The sequence below is a fragment of the Curtobacterium sp. VKM Ac-1395 genome (genome assembly GCF_015350975.1).
GTDB lineage: Bacteria > Actinomycetota > Actinomycetes > Actinomycetales > Microbacteriaceae > Curtobacterium.
In genome coordinates this window covers 231,388-248,995 of sequence record NZ_JADKRX010000004.1, presented here as the reverse complement: position 1 = coordinate 248,995, position 17,608 = coordinate 231,388, and the positions used below count along the sequence as shown (strand labels likewise).

General features: G+C 71.7%; 16 protein-coding genes. 8 read left to right on the top strand and 8 right to left on the bottom strand.

Annotated elements, in window-relative coordinates:
• Positions 1-88 precede the first annotated feature (88 nt).
• Together ITJ68_RS12800 and ITJ68_RS12795 are read right to left on the bottom strand one after the other, a co-directional pair.
• A complete protein-coding gene (locus ITJ68_RS12800; protein WP_194661640.1) occupies positions 89-1,117 on the bottom strand; it encodes an ATP-grasp domain-containing protein in 1,029 nt (342 codons plus the stop codon).
• A 52-nt stretch (positions 1,118-1,169) separates the two neighbouring features.
• On the bottom strand, positions 1,170-2,012 hold the full coding sequence (locus tag ITJ68_RS12795) for a helix-turn-helix transcriptional regulator (protein WP_194661639.1): 843 nt from the start codon (positions 2,010-2,012) through the stop codon (positions 1,170-1,172).
• Between the two features lie 69 nt (positions 2,013-2,081).
• Here ITJ68_RS12795 and ITJ68_RS12790 point away from each other — a divergent pair, with 69 nt between their 5' ends.
• The gene (locus ITJ68_RS12790; protein ID WP_228505473.1) at positions 2,082-2,852 is read left to right on the top strand and encodes an SDR family oxidoreductase; all 771 of its coding nucleotides are present in this window, start codon (positions 2,082-2,084) and stop codon (positions 2,850-2,852) included.
• A 151-nt stretch (positions 2,853-3,003) separates the two neighbouring features.
• On the opposite strand, the gene ITJ68_RS12785 is transcribed toward ITJ68_RS12790, so the two are convergent.
• Entirely contained in the window at positions 3,004-3,405 is a 402-nt protein-coding gene (locus ITJ68_RS12785) for a hypothetical protein (RefSeq protein WP_194661638.1), read from the bottom strand.
• A gap of 102 nt (positions 3,406-3,507) precedes the next feature.
• On the opposite strand from ITJ68_RS12785, the gene ITJ68_RS12780 reads away from it, so the two are divergent.
• Positions 3,508-4,047: a hypothetical protein gene (locus tag ITJ68_RS12780; protein ID WP_194661637.1), complete on the top strand. Its 540-nt coding sequence runs from the start codon at positions 3,508-3,510 to the stop codon at positions 4,045-4,047.
• A gap of 35 nt (positions 4,048-4,082) precedes the next feature.
• Here ITJ68_RS12780 and rsmA read toward each other — a convergent pair whose 3' ends face one another.
• The 4 genes from rsmA to rsmI all read right to left on the bottom strand — a co-directional run bounded on the left by rsmA (position 4,083) and on the right by rsmI (position 8,412).
• The gene (rsmA, locus tag ITJ68_RS12775) at positions 4,083-4,931 is read right to left on the bottom strand and encodes a 16S rRNA (adenine(1518)-N(6)/adenine(1519)-N(6))-dimethyltransferase RsmA (protein WP_194661636.1); all 849 of its coding nucleotides are present in this window, start codon (positions 4,929-4,931) and stop codon (positions 4,083-4,085) included.
• The gene (locus tag ITJ68_RS12770) at positions 4,928-5,836 is read right to left on the bottom strand and encodes a TatD family hydrolase (RefSeq protein WP_194661635.1); all 909 of its coding nucleotides are present in this window, start codon (positions 5,834-5,836) and stop codon (positions 4,928-4,930) included. The genes rsmA and ITJ68_RS12770 overlap by 4 nt, the downstream gene beginning before the upstream one ends.
• Positions 5,833-7,410, bottom strand: coding sequence for a methionine--tRNA ligase (gene metG, locus ITJ68_RS12765; RefSeq protein WP_194661634.1), 1,578 nt, complete (start codon positions 7,408-7,410; stop codon positions 5,833-5,835). Before metG ends, ITJ68_RS12770 begins: the two co-directional genes overlap by 4 nt.
• A 180-nt stretch (positions 7,411-7,590) precedes the next feature.
• Entirely contained in the window at positions 7,591-8,412 is an 822-nt protein-coding gene (gene rsmI, locus ITJ68_RS12760) for a 16S rRNA (cytidine(1402)-2'-O)-methyltransferase (protein ID WP_194661633.1), read from the bottom strand.
• Positions 8,413-8,465: 53 nt separating this feature from the next.
• Between rsmI and ITJ68_RS12755 the strand changes: the two genes are divergently transcribed.
• On the top strand, positions 8,466-10,097 hold the full coding sequence (locus ITJ68_RS12755) for a dolichyl-phosphate-mannose--protein mannosyltransferase (RefSeq protein ID WP_194661632.1): 1,632 nt from the start codon (positions 8,466-8,468) through the stop codon (positions 10,095-10,097).
• A 379-nt stretch (positions 10,098-10,476) separates the two neighbouring features.
• Here ITJ68_RS12755 and ITJ68_RS12750 read toward each other — a convergent pair whose 3' ends face one another.
• Positions 10,477-11,136: a TetR/AcrR family transcriptional regulator gene (locus ITJ68_RS12750; RefSeq protein ID WP_194661631.1), complete on the bottom strand. Its 660-nt coding sequence runs from the start codon at positions 11,134-11,136 to the stop codon at positions 10,477-10,479.
• Between the two features lie 166 nt (positions 11,137-11,302).
• Between ITJ68_RS12750 and ITJ68_RS12745 the strand changes: the two genes are divergently transcribed.
• The 5 genes from ITJ68_RS12745 (at position 11,303) to ITJ68_RS12725 (ending at position 17,587) form a co-directional block, all read left to right on the top strand.
• Positions 11,303-12,844, top strand: a complete 1,542-nt coding sequence (locus ITJ68_RS12745; RefSeq protein ID WP_194661630.1) for an MFS transporter — start codon at positions 11,303-11,305, stop codon at positions 12,842-12,844.
• A 298-nt stretch (positions 12,845-13,142) separates the two neighbouring features.
• A complete protein-coding gene (locus ITJ68_RS12740; protein ID WP_194661629.1) occupies positions 13,143-14,000 on the top strand; it encodes a sulfurtransferase in 858 nt (285 codons plus the stop codon).
• A 63-nt stretch (positions 14,001-14,063) separates the two neighbouring features.
• Positions 14,064-15,131, top strand: coding sequence for an NAD-dependent epimerase/dehydratase family protein (locus tag ITJ68_RS12735; protein ID WP_194661628.1), 1,068 nt, complete (start codon positions 14,064-14,066; stop codon positions 15,129-15,131).
• A gap of 5 nt (positions 15,132-15,136) precedes the next feature.
• Positions 15,137-15,667 (top strand): ATPase, encoded by a 531-nt coding sequence (locus ITJ68_RS12730; protein ID WP_194661627.1) that lies wholly within the window; start codon positions 15,137-15,139, stop codon positions 15,665-15,667.
• A 78-nt stretch (positions 15,668-15,745) separates the two neighbouring features.
• Complete coding sequence (locus tag ITJ68_RS12725) at positions 15,746-17,587, top strand: thioredoxin domain-containing protein (RefSeq protein ID WP_194661626.1); 1,842 nt, start codon at positions 15,746-15,748, stop codon at positions 17,585-17,587.
• Positions 17,588-17,608 lie beyond the last annotated feature (21 nt).

The following is a 17,608-nucleotide window of genomic DNA, read 5'->3' as shown; positions in this document are numbered from 1 at the left end:
GTGGTGGGTTCCTCAGGTGGTGAGCGGAGACGGACGGGAGGCTCGGTGCCGGTGGCGAGCCGGGCCTCCCGTCCGGTGGGTGGTCAGGTCAGACGTGCGCCAGTGCGCCCGCAGGTGCGGTCGCGGCTGTGCCGGTTCCGGGCGCGGCGTCCAACAGGCCGCCGAGGTACCGGGCGATGGAGCGCGGGCCGGAGGCCGGCGCCGACTCCTCGACGGCGGGGTTGTAGTTCGTGTTCGTGTTGATGTCGTAGACGACCGTGCGGCCGTCGGTCGTCTCCATGAACTCGACGCCCGCGATCGTGATGCGCTGGTCGGCCAGGAACGTGCGGAGCTGCTGGACCAGGGGGTGCGTGGCTGTGACCTCGGTGCGGACGCTGAAGGCCGGCGGGGCGCCCGCGGTCTCGGTGCCGGGGACGTCGCAGACGGCTCCCGCGATGATCTGTGGCACCTCGCAGGCGTCGGCTGGGCAGAGCTCGAAGCTGCCGGCGCTCGTGTCGACGCGGACGGCGTAGACGAACTCGCCGCCGACGAACTCGAGGCGGGTGATGAAGGGCTCGCGGGCCGTCAGGAACTCCTGCAGCAGGGTGATGCCGTCGACGGGGGCCTCGAACTCGGGGCTGTCGACGTACGCGTCGAACTCGGCGAGCGAGTCGAAGCGACGGACACCCAGGCCCTTGCCGCCCTGGTTGTGCTTCGTGATGAAGGGGACGTCCTGGCCGTCGGTGAAGGTCCGGGCCGCCTGCTTCAGGGTCGTCGTGCCGAACACGGCGGTGGTGCGCGGGACGTCGAAGCCGGCCTGCTGCAGGAGCCCGTGCTGGGCGACCTTCGAGACCTCGAGTTCGAGCACGTGGCTGCCGCCGACGACCTGACGGCCGGCACGTTCGAGCCAGCCGAGCACCGCCCGGGTGTACTCCTTGCTGTGCTCGTGCCCGCGGGTGTGCGAGCTCGCCGACATCCTCGACCAGTACACGCCGGGTTCGGGCTCAGCACCGAGGTCGATCTGCCCCTCGGTCAGGAGGATCTCCTCGATCGGGACGCCTTCGGCCTCGAAGGCGGCGGCGAGCGGCGGGAACCACTCGGGGTTCTCGTGGATGACGTACACGCGCGGAGTGCTCACGCGTCCACCCTAGGCACGGTCGGTCGGCGGGTGCCAGGTGTGTGACGCGGTGCTACTCGGTGAAGACCTGCTCGCCGACGACGCCCAGCAGTTCGAGCTTCTGGGCGTCCTCGCTGCCGGCGGGTGCCGTGAAGAGCAGGAGCGCCTGCGCCTGGTTCGACGTGTGCAGCACCTGGCAGTCCACGGTGATCCGCCCGAGTTCCGGGTGCACGAAGGTCTTGTGGTCCTCCCACCGGCTGGCCACCTCGTGCAGGGCCCAGAGGTCACGGAACGCCTCGCTCTGCGCGTCGAGGTCGGCGACGAGCGCCGCTGCCCGACGGTCGCCGGGGCCTGCTGCTCCGACGGCGGCACGGAGCGCGGCGACCTGGGCCCTGGCCAGCCGCTCGTGCTGCTCCGGCACGTACCGGGCGGGTTCGGTGTCGGTCATGAACCAGCGCCACGGTTGGTAGCGCTCGTTGCCCGTCAGGCCCACGGTGCTGCCGAGGAGCGCGGCACCGAGCCGGTTCTCCACGAGGGTCTCACCGAGGTCGCTGACGACGATGGCCGGGGTGTCCTCGAGTCGGTCGAGCACGCGGAGGATGGCCGGGTCGACGTGGTCCGACCGGCGGACGCGGACCGGGGCGTTGTGACCCGCGAGCCGGAGGAGGTGGTCGCGCTCGTCGAGGCTGCACCGGAGCGCGCGGGCGATCGCGACGACCATCTGCTCGGACGGCTGCGGACCCCGCTGCTGTTCGAGGCGCGTGTAGTAGTCGGCCGACATCCCCGCGAGGGCGGCCACTTCCTCCCGGCGGAGCCCGGGCGTGCGCCGACGGGCCCCTGCGCCCAGCCCGACGTCCTCCGGGCGCAGGAGTTCCCGGCGACGGCGGAGGAAGTCGGCGAGTTCGGGACGGTCCATGCGGATCAGTCTGCTGCGCGGCGCCCGTCGGAGCCAGGGACCGGCGGTCCCCCGATGTCCGGGCTCTGGATGACCCGTCGACGCCCGGGCATCGTGGTCGACATGGACATCACGAACTCCACCGTCTTCATCTCCGGCGCGACCTCGGGCATCGGCCTCGGGCTCGCCCTCCGCCTGCAGCAGGCCGGCAGCACCGTCGTCATCGGTGGACGCCGCCGGTCGCTGCTCGACTCCCTCGCCGCCGAGCACGGGTTCGGCACCGTGCAGCTCGACGTCGACGACGCGGCCTCGATCACCGCCGCCGCCGCCTCCGTCACCGAGGCCTACCCGGCGCTCGACACCCTCGTCACGATGTCGGGGATCATGCGCCAGGAGGACCTGCGCTCATCGGCGCACCTCGCGGACGCCGAGGCCACCGTCACGACGAACTTCCTCGGCACCGTGCGGCTCGTCGACGCCTTCCTGTCGCACCTGCTCGCGCAGCCGACCGCCACCGTCATGACGGTCTCGTCCGGGCTGGCCTTCACGCCACTCACCGCGACTCCGACCTACAACGCCATGAAGGCCGCCGTGCACTCGTACACGCTGTCGCTCCGGCAGCAGCTCGTCGGCTCCCCGGTGTCCGTGCTCGAACTCGTGCCGCCGGCGGTCGCGACCGACCTGCAGGGCGAGGGTGTGGACTTCGGCGGGATGCCGCTGTCCGCCTACCTGGACGAGGTCATCGCGCTGCTGTCGGCCGGGGCGTCGCCGGAGATCCTCGTGCAGAACGTCCTGCCGCTCCGGTGGGCCGAGCGCGACGGGACGCAGCAGCAGCTCATCGAGATGCTCGCCGCACACTGAGGCGGGTGGCTCGTCTGCTCGGTGCGAGTCGGCTGGTCGGTGCCGGTCGTCTGCTCGGTGCGAGGTTGACCACCCCGTGCGCGGTTGTCGGCCCGCACGGGGCGGTCGCCCTCGCACGGGCTGAGGAACCGCGCACCGTGCGGCGTGTGTGTCAGCCCTCGGACGGACGCCGTCGTGCCCGTCGGCGCCGGAGGATGCGCTCGGTCATGCCGAGGCCCACGACGACCACGACCGCCAGCAGGCACAGCAGTGGCGGGACGTCCGAACTCGTCCGGAGCAGGACGTACCCGAGCGCCGCGACGATGGCGGAGGTCAGGAGCTCGGTCCGCGTCGAGACGGTGGCCGGAGCGTCGTCCTCGGGGTCGTCGTGCGCCCCCAGCGTGGCGAAGTGCACTCCCCAGAGGACGATCCCGACGGCGAGGAGCACCGACACCCAGGCGACGTCACTCCCCGGTGCCACCAGGAGCCGCGACACCGCGATCCCACCGACGACCAGACCGGCGAGCACGAACAGCAGCGTGATGGTGATGGTCAGGCGGTTCGGGCGGTGCACGTCGAGAGCCTAGTGGCGGCCGAGAGTCCAACCACTACCCCCCGTGATACCGCATCTGGCATACGACTCGACAGGCGCGACGGTACTCGGCAGGATGGGTGCATGGGGAACGCGCGCCACGAGGAACACACCGGGACGTCGAGGCTCTTCCGGCTGCTCGGCATCGGGATGGTGCTGAGCAGCGTCGCCGTCACGGTGGTGCTGCTGACGGTACCGGCGTCTCCGGGTTCCGAGCCGACGACCGTCGACCTCGTGATCACCATCGCCACGATCGTCGTCGTCGCCGTCCTCGGTGCTGCGTTGGCCGTCGCCCGGATGTCCGTCGTGGTCGACGACGCCCTCGTCATCCGGATGACACCGTTCTGGTACCGCCGCACCATCGACCCCGCGACCATCACCGAAGCGGTCCCCGTCGAGCTGCGCGGGTCACAGTGGGGCGGCTGGGGCATCCGGTTCGGCCTGGGGACCGGCACCGGTGTCCTCATGGACAACGGCCCAGGAGTCCGCCTCCGGATCCGGGGCAAGCGCGACCTGTCGTTCCGGTGCGAGGACCCTGAAGTGGTCATCGCGGCACTCCGGGCGAACGGAGCTGGTGCCGGTGGCGGTGCCGGTGGCGGTGCCGGTGGCGGTGCCGGTGCCTGAGCCGGCGCCGAGTCCAGCGGCGGCGACGCGAGGCGCTAGGCCGCGGCGAGGACCGTCCGGCCGAGACGCACGAACTCGTCGACGCCGAGCTCCTCGCCGCGAGCCGTCGGCGCGATCCCGGCGGCCTCGAGCATCTCGGAGGCGCCGGCACTGCTGCCGAAGAGCCCGGAGAGGGCTTGGCGGAGCATCTTGCGGCGCTGCTGGAAGGCGGCGTCGACCAGGGCGAACACCTGCGCGCGCAGCTCCTCGTCACCCGGCGGGTCGTGCCGCACGAACCCGACGAGCACACTGTCGACGTTCGGCACCGGCCAGAACACCTGGCGGCTGACCTGCCCGGCGATCCGCCACGAGCCGTACCAGGCGGCCTTGACGCTCGGCGAGCCGTAGACCTTGCTCCCCGGGTCCGCGGCGAGGCGGTACCCGACCTCGGCCTGCACCATGACGAGCGAGCGCTCGATCGACGGGAAGGTCGCGAGCAGGTGCAGCAGCACGGGCACGGAGATGTTGTACGGCAGGTTCGCGACCAGGTGCGTCGGGGCGACGGCGAGGTCGGCCGCGGCGAGCCGGAGGGCGTCCTGGTGCACGACCGTCAGCCGGGCGTCGGGCTGCATCGCGGCGACGGTCGCCGGCAGTCGGGCTGCGAGCCGACCGTCGATCTCCACCGCGGTGACGGGAGCGCCGGTCTCGGTCAGCCCGAGCGTCAGCGATCCGAGGCCCGGCCCGACCTCGAGCACCTGCGACGTGGCCGTCACGCCGCCGGCGACGACGATGCGCCGGACGGTGTTGGCGTCGTGCACGAAGTTCTGCCCGAGCTTCTTGGTCGGGGTGACGTCGAGCTGGCTGGCGAGGTCGCGGATCTCGGCGGGACCGAGCAGGGCGCTCATTCGTCCACCGTCACCGGCTCGGCATCCCAGGCGCCGTAGACGAGCTCGGTGTTCGACGCGATCTGCGCCGCGAGCATCGAGGCGTCGGTGCCGAGGGTCTCGGCCATCGAGCGGAGGGTGAGCGGGATCAGGTAGGGGGCGTTCGGCCGGCCGCGGAACGGCGTGGGCGTCAGGTAGGGCGCGTCGGTCTCGACCATGACCAGGTGCCGGGGGGCGACGTGCAGGGCGTCGCGGAGCAGTTGAGCGTTCTTGAACGTGACCGTGCCCGCGAAGGACATGTACCAGCCGCGCTCGGCGCAGAGCCGGGCCAGGTCGGGGCCGCCGGAGAAGCAGTGGAAGACGGTCTTCTCCGGGGCGCCGACGCGGTCGAGGACCTCCACCACGGCGTCGTGGGCGTCGCGGTCGTGGATCGTCAGCGCGAGGTCGTGCTCCTTGGCGATCCGGATGTGCTCCTCGAACGAGCGGACCTGGGCGTCGCGGCCGTCGTCGCCGGTGCGGAAGAAGTCGAGGCCGGTCTCGCCGATCGCCCGGACCCGGGGCATCGCGGCGAGTTCCGCGATCCCGGCCAGGTGCTCGTCGAGGAGTCCCTGGGCATCGAGCGCGGGTGCTTCGTTCGGGTGCAGCGCCACCGCGGCGAGCACGCGGGGCTCACGGGCGGCGATCGACGCGGACCACTGCGAGGTCGCGAGGTCGGTGCCGACCTGCACGACACCGCGGACGCCGACGCTCGACGCGCGGTCGAGGTGCTCCCGGTAGTCGAGGGCGTTGTCCCCGCCGTCGGCGATCTCCATGTGCGTGTGGTTGTCGTACACCGGCACGACGAGTGCCTGCGGCAGCGGCGGGTAGGACAGGTCCCGCTTCGGGTCCGCCGCGTCGCCACGCGTGCGGAGGTGCACGTCGCTCACGCTGCGCCCTGTTCCGCCTGCTCGATGCGCGGGAAGAGCCCGGACTCCAGCGGCGTCACCTGGTCCGCGCCCTGCCAGTCGAAGGCGCGGTCGACCCGCTGCTCGTCGATCGTTCCGCCGGCACCGATCGAGGCCCAGAGCTTCGCGGTGGCCTTCGGCATCACCGGGGAGACCAGCACGGCGACCGTGCCGAGCCCGCGCAGGGCGGTCGTCAGCACGGTACCGAGGCGCTCCCGCTGGGCGTCGTCCTTCGCCAGTGCCCACGGCTGCTGCTCGGTGATGTACCCGTTCAGCGCGTCGACGAGCTCCCACGTGGTCGCGATGGCGTCGTGCGGCGCGAACGACTCGATCGCCGCGTCGGCGCGCTCGGTGACGGACCGCGCGAGGTCGTCGATCGCGACGTCGGACGGCGCGAGTGCGCCCCGCGACGGGACGGCACCGTCGAAGTACTTCTGCAGCATCGCGAGGATCCGCGACGCCAGGTTGCCGAAGCCGTTCGCGAGCTCGGCCTGGTAGCGGGCGGAGATGTCCTCCCACGAGAAGTTGCCGTCCTGCCCGAAGGTGATGGCGCGGAGGAAGTAGTAGCGGAAGGCGTCGGAGCCGAACGTGTCGGTGATCTCCGACGGCGCGATGCCGGTGAGCTTCGACTTCGACATCTTCTCGCCGCCGACGAGCAGCCAGCCGTGGCCGAACACGCGCTTGGGCACCGGGAGTCCGGCTGCCATGAGCATCGCGGGCCAGATCACCGCATGGAACCGGGCGATGTCCTTGCCGACGACGTGCACGCTCGGCCACAGGCGACGGAAGGCCTCGTCGTCGTCGCTGCCGTACCCGAGCGCCGTGACGTAGTTGAGCAGGGCGTCGAACCACACGTAGAGCACGTGGTCGTGGTCCCACGGGATCTTGATGCCCCAGTCGAAGCTCGACCGCGAGATGGAGAGGTCGCGCAGCCCCTGCTTGACGAAGGAGACGATCTCGTTGCGGACGCTCTCGGGCTGGATGAACTCGGGGTTCGACTCGTACAGGTCGAGCAACCGCTGCTCGAAGTCGGACATCCGGAAGAAGTAGTTGCGCTCGGCCAGGACCTCGACCGGGATGGAGTGGATCGCGCAGACCTGCTGGCCTTCGTACGCGCCGGTGCCGGGCACCAGGTCGCTCGGCTGCTTGTACTCCTCGCACCCCACGCAGTAGAAGCCCTCGAACTCGCCGGCGTAGATGTAGCCGTCGTCGTGGAGCTTCTGCAGGAACGCGGTCACGCCGCGCTCGTGGCGGGCGTCGGTGGTGCGGATGAAGTCGTCGTTGGCGACGTCGACGGTGTCGAGCAGCGGCTTCCAGGCGTCGGTCACCAGGCGGTCGGCCCACTCCTGCGGGGAGACGTCGTTGGCCGAGGCGGTGCGCAGGATCTTCTGCCCGTGCTCGTCGGTGCCCGTGAGCAGCCAGGTGTCGTCGCCGCGCTGGCGGTGCCACCGCGCGAGGACGTCGGCGGCGACCTCGGTGTAGGCGTGCCCGATGTGGGGCACGTCGTTCACGTAGAAGATCGGCGTGGTGATGCTGAACGAGGACCCGTCGGACATGCGGACCATCCTACGGGCGCGGGCATCCCGCGTGACGCGTCCGGCACCGGCCTGTGGAGAACGCAGCCTGGGCCCACACCGCCGGTTCCGCACCGACGCGCCAGCGGCGGGGCGGCCGTGTCGGTGGGGAGAGGCTCGTGGCGGGCCCGCACCGAACCTCCCGTCCGGTCCTGCTCGCGACTACCGCGCGGCGAGCGCGCCTTCGTACAGGTCGCGCTTGGAGAGGCCGGTCGCGTCCGCGACGGCTGCGGAGGCCTCCTTCATGCGGGTGCCGGCGGCGACGCGTTCGAGGACCAGGCGGACGCCGTCCTCGATCGAGACGACGTCGTCCGAGGCGGACGCCCCGGCCACGACGACGCAGATCTCCCCGCGGACGCCGTCCGCTGCCCAGGCGGCGAGCCCGGCGAGCGAGTCCCGCTTGACCTCTTCGTAGAGCTTCGTGAGCTCGCGGCAGACGACACCGCGGCGGTCGTCGCCGAACGCGGCGGCCATGTCGACCAGCGTGTCGGCGAGCCGGTGCGGCGACTCGAAGAAGACCATCGTCCGCTGCTCCCCCGCCAGGGCCTCGAAGACCCGGCGGCGCTCCCCATGCTTGCGCGTCGGGAAGCCCTCGAAGGTGAAGCGGTCGGTCGGCAGGCCCGAGACGGCGAGCGCCATGAGCACGGCGGACGGTCCCGGGAGCGCGGTCACGGTCACGCCGGCGGCGGCCGCGGCCTCGACCAGGGGGAAGCCCGGGTCGCTGATGCCGGGCATGCCGGCGTCGGTCAGGACGACCACGTCGGCGTCCCTGGCGAGCTCGACGACCTCGGCCGCGCGGGCCCGTTCGTTGTGCTCGTGCAGCGGGATGAGCCGCGGGCGGTTCTCGATCCCGAGTGCCCGCATCAGGTGGATCGCGGTGCGGGTGTCCTCCGCGGCCACGATCGTGGCGTTCGAGAGGGTCTCGACGAGTCGGCGCGACGCGTCGCCGAGGTTGCCGATGGGAGTTGCTGCGAGCACGATCACAGCCCCATTGTCGTCGCAGCGAGCCCGTGCGCCGCATCCGTAGGATCGTGCGGGTGACCACGGACCTGGCCGACGCACCCTCCTCTGCGCCCGACGTCGCCCGCGGGTCGCGTCTCGACGACTGGTGGGGCCGGCTGCTGTCGGTCGGCTGGCGGCTCGCCGCGTGGCGCTGGGGCGGACCGATCGCGGTCACCGTGCTGGCCGCGCTGCTGCGCCTGATTGACCTCGGGCGCCCGCACGCGCTGGTGTTCGACGAGACCTACTACGTCAAGGACGGCTGGTCCATCGTCCACCTGGGCTACGAGGGAACCTGGCCTGCGAACCCGACCGACCAGACGAGCCCGACGACCGACCAGCGGTTCACCGACGGGCAGACCGACATCTTCACCAGTGCCGCAGAGTTCATCGCGCACCCGCCGCTCGGCAAGTACCTCATCGGGCTCGGCATGCTGCTGTTCGGCCCGGACAACGCCTTCGGCTGGCGCTTCGCCGTCGCGGTGCTCGGCATCGCCACGGTGTTCCTGGTCGCGGTGATCGCCCGGTCGCTGTTCCGGTCGACGCTCGTCGGCACGCTCGCCGGCGGGTTCATGGCGGTCGACGGTCAGGCGATCGTGATGTCCCGCGTGACGCTGCTCGACGGCATCGTCACGTTCTTCGTGCTGCTCGGCTTCGGGGCACTGCTGCTCGACCGGCGGTGGACGGAACGCCGGCTGGACCGCTGGGTGGCGGAGCGTGTCGCCGCCGGCCGCGACACCCTGTGGGGGCCGGTGCTGTGGTGGCGTCCGTGGTTGCTCGCGATGGGGCTGGCGCTCGGGCTCGCCACGAGCACCAAGTGGACGGGGATGTACTTCCTGGCGTTCTTCGCGGTGTACTCCGTGCTCGTCGACATGATGCTGCGGAAGCGGGCCGGCATCGAGTTCTGGTCCTCGAGCGCGTTCCTGCAACAGGCCCCCGTGTCGTTCCTGCTCACCGTGCCGATCGCCGCCGTCACCTACGTGGTGTCGTGGACCGGCTGGTTCGTGTCGAAGGACGGCTGGGACCGCCAGTGGATCGCGTCCGGTGGGCAGCGGTGGCGGGGCGTGCTGTCGTGGGTGCCGGACAGCCTGCAGAACTGGTGGCACTACCAGTCGGAGATCTACGGCTTCAACATCGGCCTGCACACGCCGCACTCGTACCAGGCGAACCCGCTGCTCTGGCTGCTGATGCAGCGGCCGACGTCGATGTACTACGTCGGCACGAACGCCGGCGAGTCCGGCTGTGCGACCACCCGGTGCGGAGCGGCGATCACGGGCATCGCCGACCCGTTCATCTGGTACCCGGCGGTGGCCGCCGTCATCGTGCTGCTGGTGTGGTTCGTCCTGCGGCGCCGGTGGGAGTACGGCTTCGTCGCGATGGGCGTCGGCGCTGGGTACCTGCCGTGGTTGCTGTACGTCGACCGGACGGTCTTCCAGTTCTACACGATCGCGTTCGAGCCCTACATGGTCATGGCGCTCGCCGCGGTGATCGGGGTGCTGCTCGGGTCCCGGGAGGACCCCCGCCCCCGTCAGACCAGGGCGATCGTGTGGATCGGCGTGTACCTCGGGGTGGTGCTGCTCGCCACGGCGTACTGGTACCCGATGTGGACGGCGCTGCAGGTCCCGTGGGACTTCGTCCGGTCCCACTACTGGCTGCCGAGCTGGTTGTAGGCGGGCACGCGCTGGTCGCGTGGGCGGTCTGGTCCGGACCACCCACCGGACGGGAGGCTCGGTGCCAGGCCGCCACGGGCCTCCCGTCCGACACGGCCCGCCGCTGGCACATCGGTCCGGAACCGGCGGCGTGCGCCCGGTCCGCAGCGTGGCGAGCGGTCAGGACACCCCGCCCGCGATCTCCGAGTGGTCACGAACCGTCGGTTCGGCGCGCCTGAGGCGACGGTTCTCGACCGGTCGGCGGACGTGAACGGTGGGTCCTGACCAGTCGGGAGCCCGGTGGCGGCGGGCGCTGGCGGACATGAGCGGTGTGTCGTGAGCGGTGTGTCGTGACCGGTGTGTCGTGAGCGGTGTGTCGTGACCGGTGTGTGGTGAGCGGTCAGGACTGGGCGTGCAGCGCGCGCTCGATGGTCGTGCGGTCGAGCGGGTCGCCGAGCATGCCGTCCGGGTCCGCCGGGGGCAGCACCCCGTCGATGACGACCTTGGCGTAGCGACGCCAGGCGTCCGGGTCGTGCGCACGGGTGGCGTCGGCGACGGCGCCGATCATGGTGGTGAGCATCGGCAGGTCGCGGTAGTCGAAGCCGACCTGGACCACGCCGGCGTCCCGGGCACGACCGATGATCTCGTTCACCTGGCGTTCCAGGCGGTCGCGTTCCTGCACGATCGACGGACGCGCCTTGCCGGCGCGGATGATGGCGTCGGCGAGGGCGCGGTCCCTGGCGCGGAACTCGAAAACGCCCATCAGGTACAGCCGGAGCGACTCACGCGGGTCGATCTCCTCGGCGGCGCGTTCGGCGGCGGCGTTCATCGCGTCGAACTTGGTCGCGAGGAGGGCCTCGATCAGGGAGTCCTTGTCGGCGAAGCGGCGGTAGACCGTGCCGACGCCGACGCCGGCTTCGTGCGCGATGTCGTTCAGCGTGACCGAGAGCCCGCGCTCCGCGAAGCACTTGCGCGCCGTCTGCAGGATCAACTCGCGGTTGCGGGCCGCGTCGGCTCGGAGGGGCCGCTCGAGGTCGGCGTGCTGATCGGTGGTGCTCACGGTGACGACCGTAGTTGAACTCTCTGGGAACAAGCGGATGCACTCCGTCCGTTTTGGTCTACAGTAGGCGGAACCGGATGCCTGGCATCCGGTTCCACCACCTCACTACAGCGCCCGACGGCGCGCGCTGCGAACACCCTCCACCCCTTCTCGAAGGAGGCCTGCCGTGACGGCAGAACAGACAGCGCCCGCACCCACCGGTTCGGCGCCCACGACGTCCGGGGCCACCACGCCCCGCAAGGACCACCGCTGGATCACCCTGGCGGTCATCGCCCTCGCGCAGCTCATGGTCGTGCTCGACGCCACCATCGTGAACATCGCGCTCCCCTCGGCACAGCAGGACCTCGGCTTCGGCACGGACCAGCGACAGTGGGTCGTCACGGCGTACTCGCTGGCGTTCGGCTCCCTGCTGCTGCTCGGTGGTCGCCTCGGTGACCTCTTCGGCCGCAAGAACACCTTCATCATCGGGCTCGTCGGCTTCGCCGTCGCCTCGGTGCTCGGCGGACTCGCCGACTCGTTCGGGCTGCTCGTCGCCGCCCGCGCCCTGCAGGGTGCCTTCGGTGCGCTGCTGGCCCCGTCCGCGCTCGGCATGCTGACCACGACGTTCCGTGACCCGAAGGAACGCGGTCGCGCGTTCGGCATCTTCGGCTCGATCGCCGGCTCCGGTGCGGCCATCGGCCTGCTGCTCGGCGGCGTCCTGACCGAGTACACCTCGTGGCGCTGGTGCCTCTACGTCAACGTCGTCTTCGCCGTCCTCGGTGTCATCGGCGCGCTGGTCTTCATGGTGAAGCCCCCCAAGGCCGACCGTCCGCGCATCGACGTCCTCGGCGTCGTCACGATCACCCTCGGGCTGGTCGGCGTCGTCTACGGCTTCTCCAACGCCGAGACCAACGGCTGGGACGACCCCGTCACGATCGCGATGCTCGCCGTCGGTGTCGTGCTGATCGCGGCCTTCGTCTTCATCGAGACCCGTGTCGCGCACCCGCTGCTGCCCCTGCGCGTCGTGCTCGACCGTGACCGCGGCGGCTCGTTCGTCGCCATCGGCCTGGTGGCGATCGGCATGTTCGGGATCTTCCTGTTCCTGACGTACTACCTCGAGCAGACCCTCGGCTTCTCGGCGCTGCAGACCGGCCTGGCGTTCCTGCCGATGCCCCTGTCGATCATGATCTCCGCCACGCAGATCGGCGGCCGCCTGCTGCCCCGCGTCGGCCCGAAGGTCCTGATCTTCGCCGGTGGCCTCGTCGCCGCGACCGGGCTCCTGCTGCTGCTCCGCACCGACCTGGACAGCTCCTACGCGGGCACCGTCCTGCCGGCGCTGATCGTCATCGGACTCGGCATGGGCACGATCTTCTCGTCCGCGATGAACACCGCGACCACCGGTGTGGCCCGCGCCGACGCCGGCGTGGCCTCGGCGACGGTGAACACGATGCAGCAGATCGGTGGCTCGATCGGCACCGCGCTGCTGTCGACGATCTTCGCCGACGTCGTGAAGGACAGCCTGTCCGGACTGTCCGCCGCTCCGACCAAGCTGCAGCAGGCCCAGGCCACGCTCGACGGCTACCACGCGGCGTTCGGCATCTCGGCCGGCGTGCTCGTGCTCGTCGCGATCGCCAGCGGACTGCTCATCAACCGCCAGAGCGTCCGCCTCGAGAAGCTCGCGCACCTCGCCGCGAACGCCACGGGCAGCGTCCCGGTCGCGGCGCACTAGCGGTCGCACCACCCGTACGGCGAACAGCCCGCTCGACTCCGGTCGGGCGGGCTGTCCGTGTCTGTGGGGCCGCCGTCTGCCCGCCGCCGCCCACCGCCCGTCGCCCGTCCCCGTCAGCCGTCGCCGACTCGGAACGACAACATCGCTGTCGTGCGACGTCGACCTTGCCGTTCCGAGTCAGGAGCGGTGGCGCGAACCCCGCCGCGCTCACTCCCCCACAGGCGCCGCACAGCCCGTGCATTGCGCATTGTTGCTGATCCACGGGATCGCGTCAGGGGTCCGCATTATCGTCGGACCCATGCCCTCCGTCCTGACCTCCCCGCTCGTGTCGACGCAGTGGCTCGCCGACCACCTCGGGGCGGACGAGCTCGTCGTGCTCGATGCCTCCGTGCACACCGCGGGGGTCGGGCACACCATGACGTGGAGCACCGCGCAGGACTCCTACGAGCAGCACGGGCACGTCCCCGGCGCCCGGTACGCCGACCTCGTCACGGACTTCTCCACGCCCGACGCCGACCTGCCCTTCACGCGGCCGTCAGCGGAGCACTTCGAACGCGCGGCCCGGGCCCTCGGCATCACGAACACCTCCACGGTCGTGGTCTACGACGACAGCGTGGGCGAGTGGTCGGCACGGCTCTGGTGGATCTTCCGGTCGTTCGGCTTCGACGACGTCGCCGTGCTCGACGGCGGCTTCGTGAAGTGGCGGGACGAAGGCCGCCCGGTGCGGATCGGCAGCCTCAAGAACCGCCCGGTCGACGCCGCCGACGCCTTCTTCGCAGGAGAGGAACGGCCGCTCTGGGCCGACCGCAGCCGGGTCGAGCGCGCGGTGGACGGCTCGCAGCCCGCAGCCCTGGTGCTGGCGGCCGACGAGACCGTCCTCGGGACCGACCACCCGGCGCTGGTCCCGGGGACGACCCCGATCACGCTCCGGCACGTCATCGACCAGGACTCCAACGCGCTCCGACGCCGCGCGGCACTCGCGGACGTCTTCGCTCCGGTGCTCGCCGCCGACGAGATCGTCACCTACTGCGGCGTCGGCAGTGCCGCGTGCGTGGACGCCCTGGCGCTGACGGTCCTCGGGCACGACCACGTGCAGGTGTACGACGGGTCGCTGGCGGACTGGTGGCGGCGCGAGCCGGAGCCCATCGCCTCCTGACGGGCACACCCCGTTGCCCGTCCGGGCACGACCAGGACCCCACGCGCCACTAGGTTGGGCGGCATGAGCACCAGACGCGCAGTGGTCCTCGGCGGCACGGGCGGCATCGGCTCCGCCGTCGTCCGTGAGCTCCGTGCCAGCTCCGGCCGGGGCGGCGACGACTGGCAGGTCGACGTCGTCGCGCGCCACGGCGGGCCGGCAGCCGACGCACTGACGGCCACGGGCGCCACGTTCGTCCCCGGAGACCGCCGTGACACGTCCGTGCTGCGCGAGCTCCTCCGCCCCGGCGCCGACCTGCTCGTCGACACCGTCGGGCTCACCCGTGACGATGCCGCCCAGCTCCTCCCCTACCTGCCCGACGTCGGCTCGACGGTGTTCGTGTCGTCGAAGGCCGTCTACGTCGACGAGCAGGGCCGCCACGCGAACTCGCCCGAGCGGCCGGTGTTCGGTGGAGCCGTGACCGAGATCCAGCCGACGGTGGCCGCCGCGGACGCCGACCCCACCAGCCGTGAGGGCTACGGCGCCTCGAAGGTCGCCGCCGAACAGCTGCTGCTCGACCACGGCTCCCCCGTCACCGTGCTCCGCCCGTCGAAGGTGTACGGCCCCGGCATCGGCCGGCCGCGCGAGTGGTTCGTCGTCCGACGGGTGCTGGACGGCCGCGAACGCGTCCTCCTCGCCGATCACGGCCGTGGCGTCGACCACACCACGGCCGCGAGCGGCATCGCGTCGCTCGTGCGCCTGGTCGCGGACGCCCCGGACCGACGCATCCTCAACGTCGCGGACGAGACGGCTCCGAGCGCACTGGAGATCGTCCGGACGGTCGCCGCGCACCTCGACCACCGCTTCGACGAGGTGCTGCTCGACGCCGACGCCCCGGCCTTCGTCGGTGTCACCCCGTGGTCGTCGTCGTCACCGTTCGTCCTCGACACGTCGGCGGCCCGGTCGCTCGGCTGGCAGCCCCCACGGTTCGAGCAGGCCGTCGGACCCGAGCTCGACTGGCTCGTCGAGACCGCACACCGCACCCCCGTCGACGGTGACGTGCCATGGGCGTCCGACCCGTTCTGGGACCGGATGTTCGACTACGGCCCCGAGGACGCCGCCCTCGTCCTGCTCTCGATGGGCACGGACTGACCCGCGTGCCACGCACCGAGGTCCTGTTCGTCGGCGGACGCTCCGGCGTCGGCAAGTCGACCGCCGCCGAGGCGCTCCACGACCTCCTGCGCGCCGCGGACGTCCGGCACGCGGTCATCGAGGGCGACGTCCTCGACCTGGCACACCCCGCTCCCCACGTCGAGCACCCCGAGGCGCGGCTCGCCGAACGGAACCTCGCCGCGATCTGGGCGAACTACCGGGAGCTCGGGCACCACCGGCTCGTCTACACGAACACCGTGTCGGTGCTCGAGGCAGACCGGCTCGCCGCCGCGATGGGCGACGACCCGCACGTGGTCGCCGTGCTCCTCCGTGCCGGTGACGACACGACGGCGTCCCGCCTGCGGCACCGGGCCGGCGGTCGGCTCCCGGAGGACCAGCTCGCGCACAGCACCAGGACAGCCGGGAGGCTCGACACGGCTTCCCCGGACCGCGTCACCCGGATCGACACGGACTCCATGGCCCCCGCCGACGTCGCACGTCGGCTCGCGTCCCTGACGGGGTGGCTCCCCGCCTGAGCCCTGTGGACGACGACGTCCTCTCCCCACATCGCCACCTCGGCCAGCCGTCCAGCGGGGAGCGGGCACGCTGGGTGCATGAACGACAACCGGCTCGGCTCCGCCGTCAGCCCCTACCTCCGCCTGCACGCCGACAACCCGGTGGACTGGCGTGAATGGGGACCTGACGCCTTCGCCGAGGCACGCGCCCGCGACGTACCGGTCCTGGTGTCCATCGGGTACGCGACGTGCCACTGGTGCCACGTGATGGCGCGGGAGAGCTTCGCCGACCCCGAGATCGCCGAGCTGCTCCGGCAGGACTTCGTCGCGGTCAAGGTCGACCGTGAAGAACGGCCCGACGTCGACGCCAGCACGATGGCGGCGGCGGCGGCCTTCACCGACCAGCTCGGGTGGCCGCTGACCGCGTTCATGACGCCCGACGCACACGTGTTCTTCGCGGGGACCTACTACCCGCCGACCCCCGTGGGCGCGCATCCTGCGTTCCGCCAGGTCCTCGGTGCGGTGCTCGACGCCTGGCGGGATCGTCGAACCGAAGTGCACGCGAACGCGGCGGCCATCGCCACTGCGATCCGGCAGGGGACGTCGGAGGCGACCGACGACGCTGGTGACGATCGGGGCGGAGACGAGCCGAGCCTCCCGTCCGTCGACGCGATCCGGGGCGTGGTGGACGCTCTTGCCCAGGGTGAGGACCCGGTCCACGGTGGGTTCGGCGGCGCGCCGAAGTTCCCCTCCGCGCCGTTGCTCGAGTTCCTGGCCGACGTCGCCGCGGACGGCGACGAGGTCGCGGCGGGACTGCTCGAGCGGTCGCTCCTGGTGATCGCACGGTCGGAGCTCACCGATGCCGACGGCGGCGTCTTCCGGTACGCGACCAAGCGCGACTGGAGCGTGCCGCACTACGAGCGGATGCTCTACGACAACGCGGGGCTCCTCGCGATCGCCCCACGAGACCAGGCGCGGGGCATCGCGGACTTCCTGCGTGACACCCTCCGGCGCGGGGACGGCGCCTTCGTCGCGGCGCAGGACAGCGAGTCGACCATCGACGGTCGCCGAGTCGAGGGCGAGTGGTACCGACTGCCCCTCGGCGAGCGCGCGCGGTTCGACCCGCCGCCCCTCGACGACCAGGTCCTGACCGGGTGGAACGGCCTGGCGATCCGGGGCCTGGCGATCGCTGGCGCCCGGCACGGGGACGACGAGATGCTCGGCCTCGCCCGCGCCGCTGCCGACGCCGTGCTCGCCGCCCACGTGCAGGACGGCCACGTGGTGGTCCGGTCGAGCACGCCCCGGGGTGTCTCGAGCGCACTGCCGACGATCGAGGACGTCGGGCTGCTCGCAGAGGGCCTCCTCGAACTCGCGCTCGTGACGGGCGAGCTCCGCCACGCGACGGCCGCACGGTCCCTGGTGGACGACGGCCTCGCAGGCACGCTCGACGTCGACCCGGTGCTCGCGGCCTCGGGCACGGCGACCGGGGAGCAGCCGCAGACCGCTCTCCGGTCGGGGACCATCGCGCTCGCGAACGCCAGTGCGCTGCTCGGTGCGCTCACCGGTGACGACCGCTACCGCTCTGCTGCTGCTCGTCTGGTCGCCGACCGTGCACGGACCGGCACGACGCGACCACTGGGGCACGCGGACGCCCTCGGGGTGGCGCTCAGTCTGCAGCGGCCGTCGCGGGAGATCGTCGTGGTCGCTTCGGACGCCCGGGTGCTGGCGAGCTTCCGGGCGCTCGCCTCCACCGCGCGCGGCCCTGGTTCCGTGGTGGCGTCCGTCACGCCGGAGCAGGCGCGGGCCTGGTCGGACGCCGGGTTCTCCCTGTTCGACGGCCGCGACGCGCTCGACCCCGCGGCGTACGTCTGCCATGACCACGTCTGTGCCCTGCCGGCGCGCTCGACCGAGGGACTGACCGCGCAGCTCGCGTCGAGCTGACCGCGGGCGGTATCCTGGAAT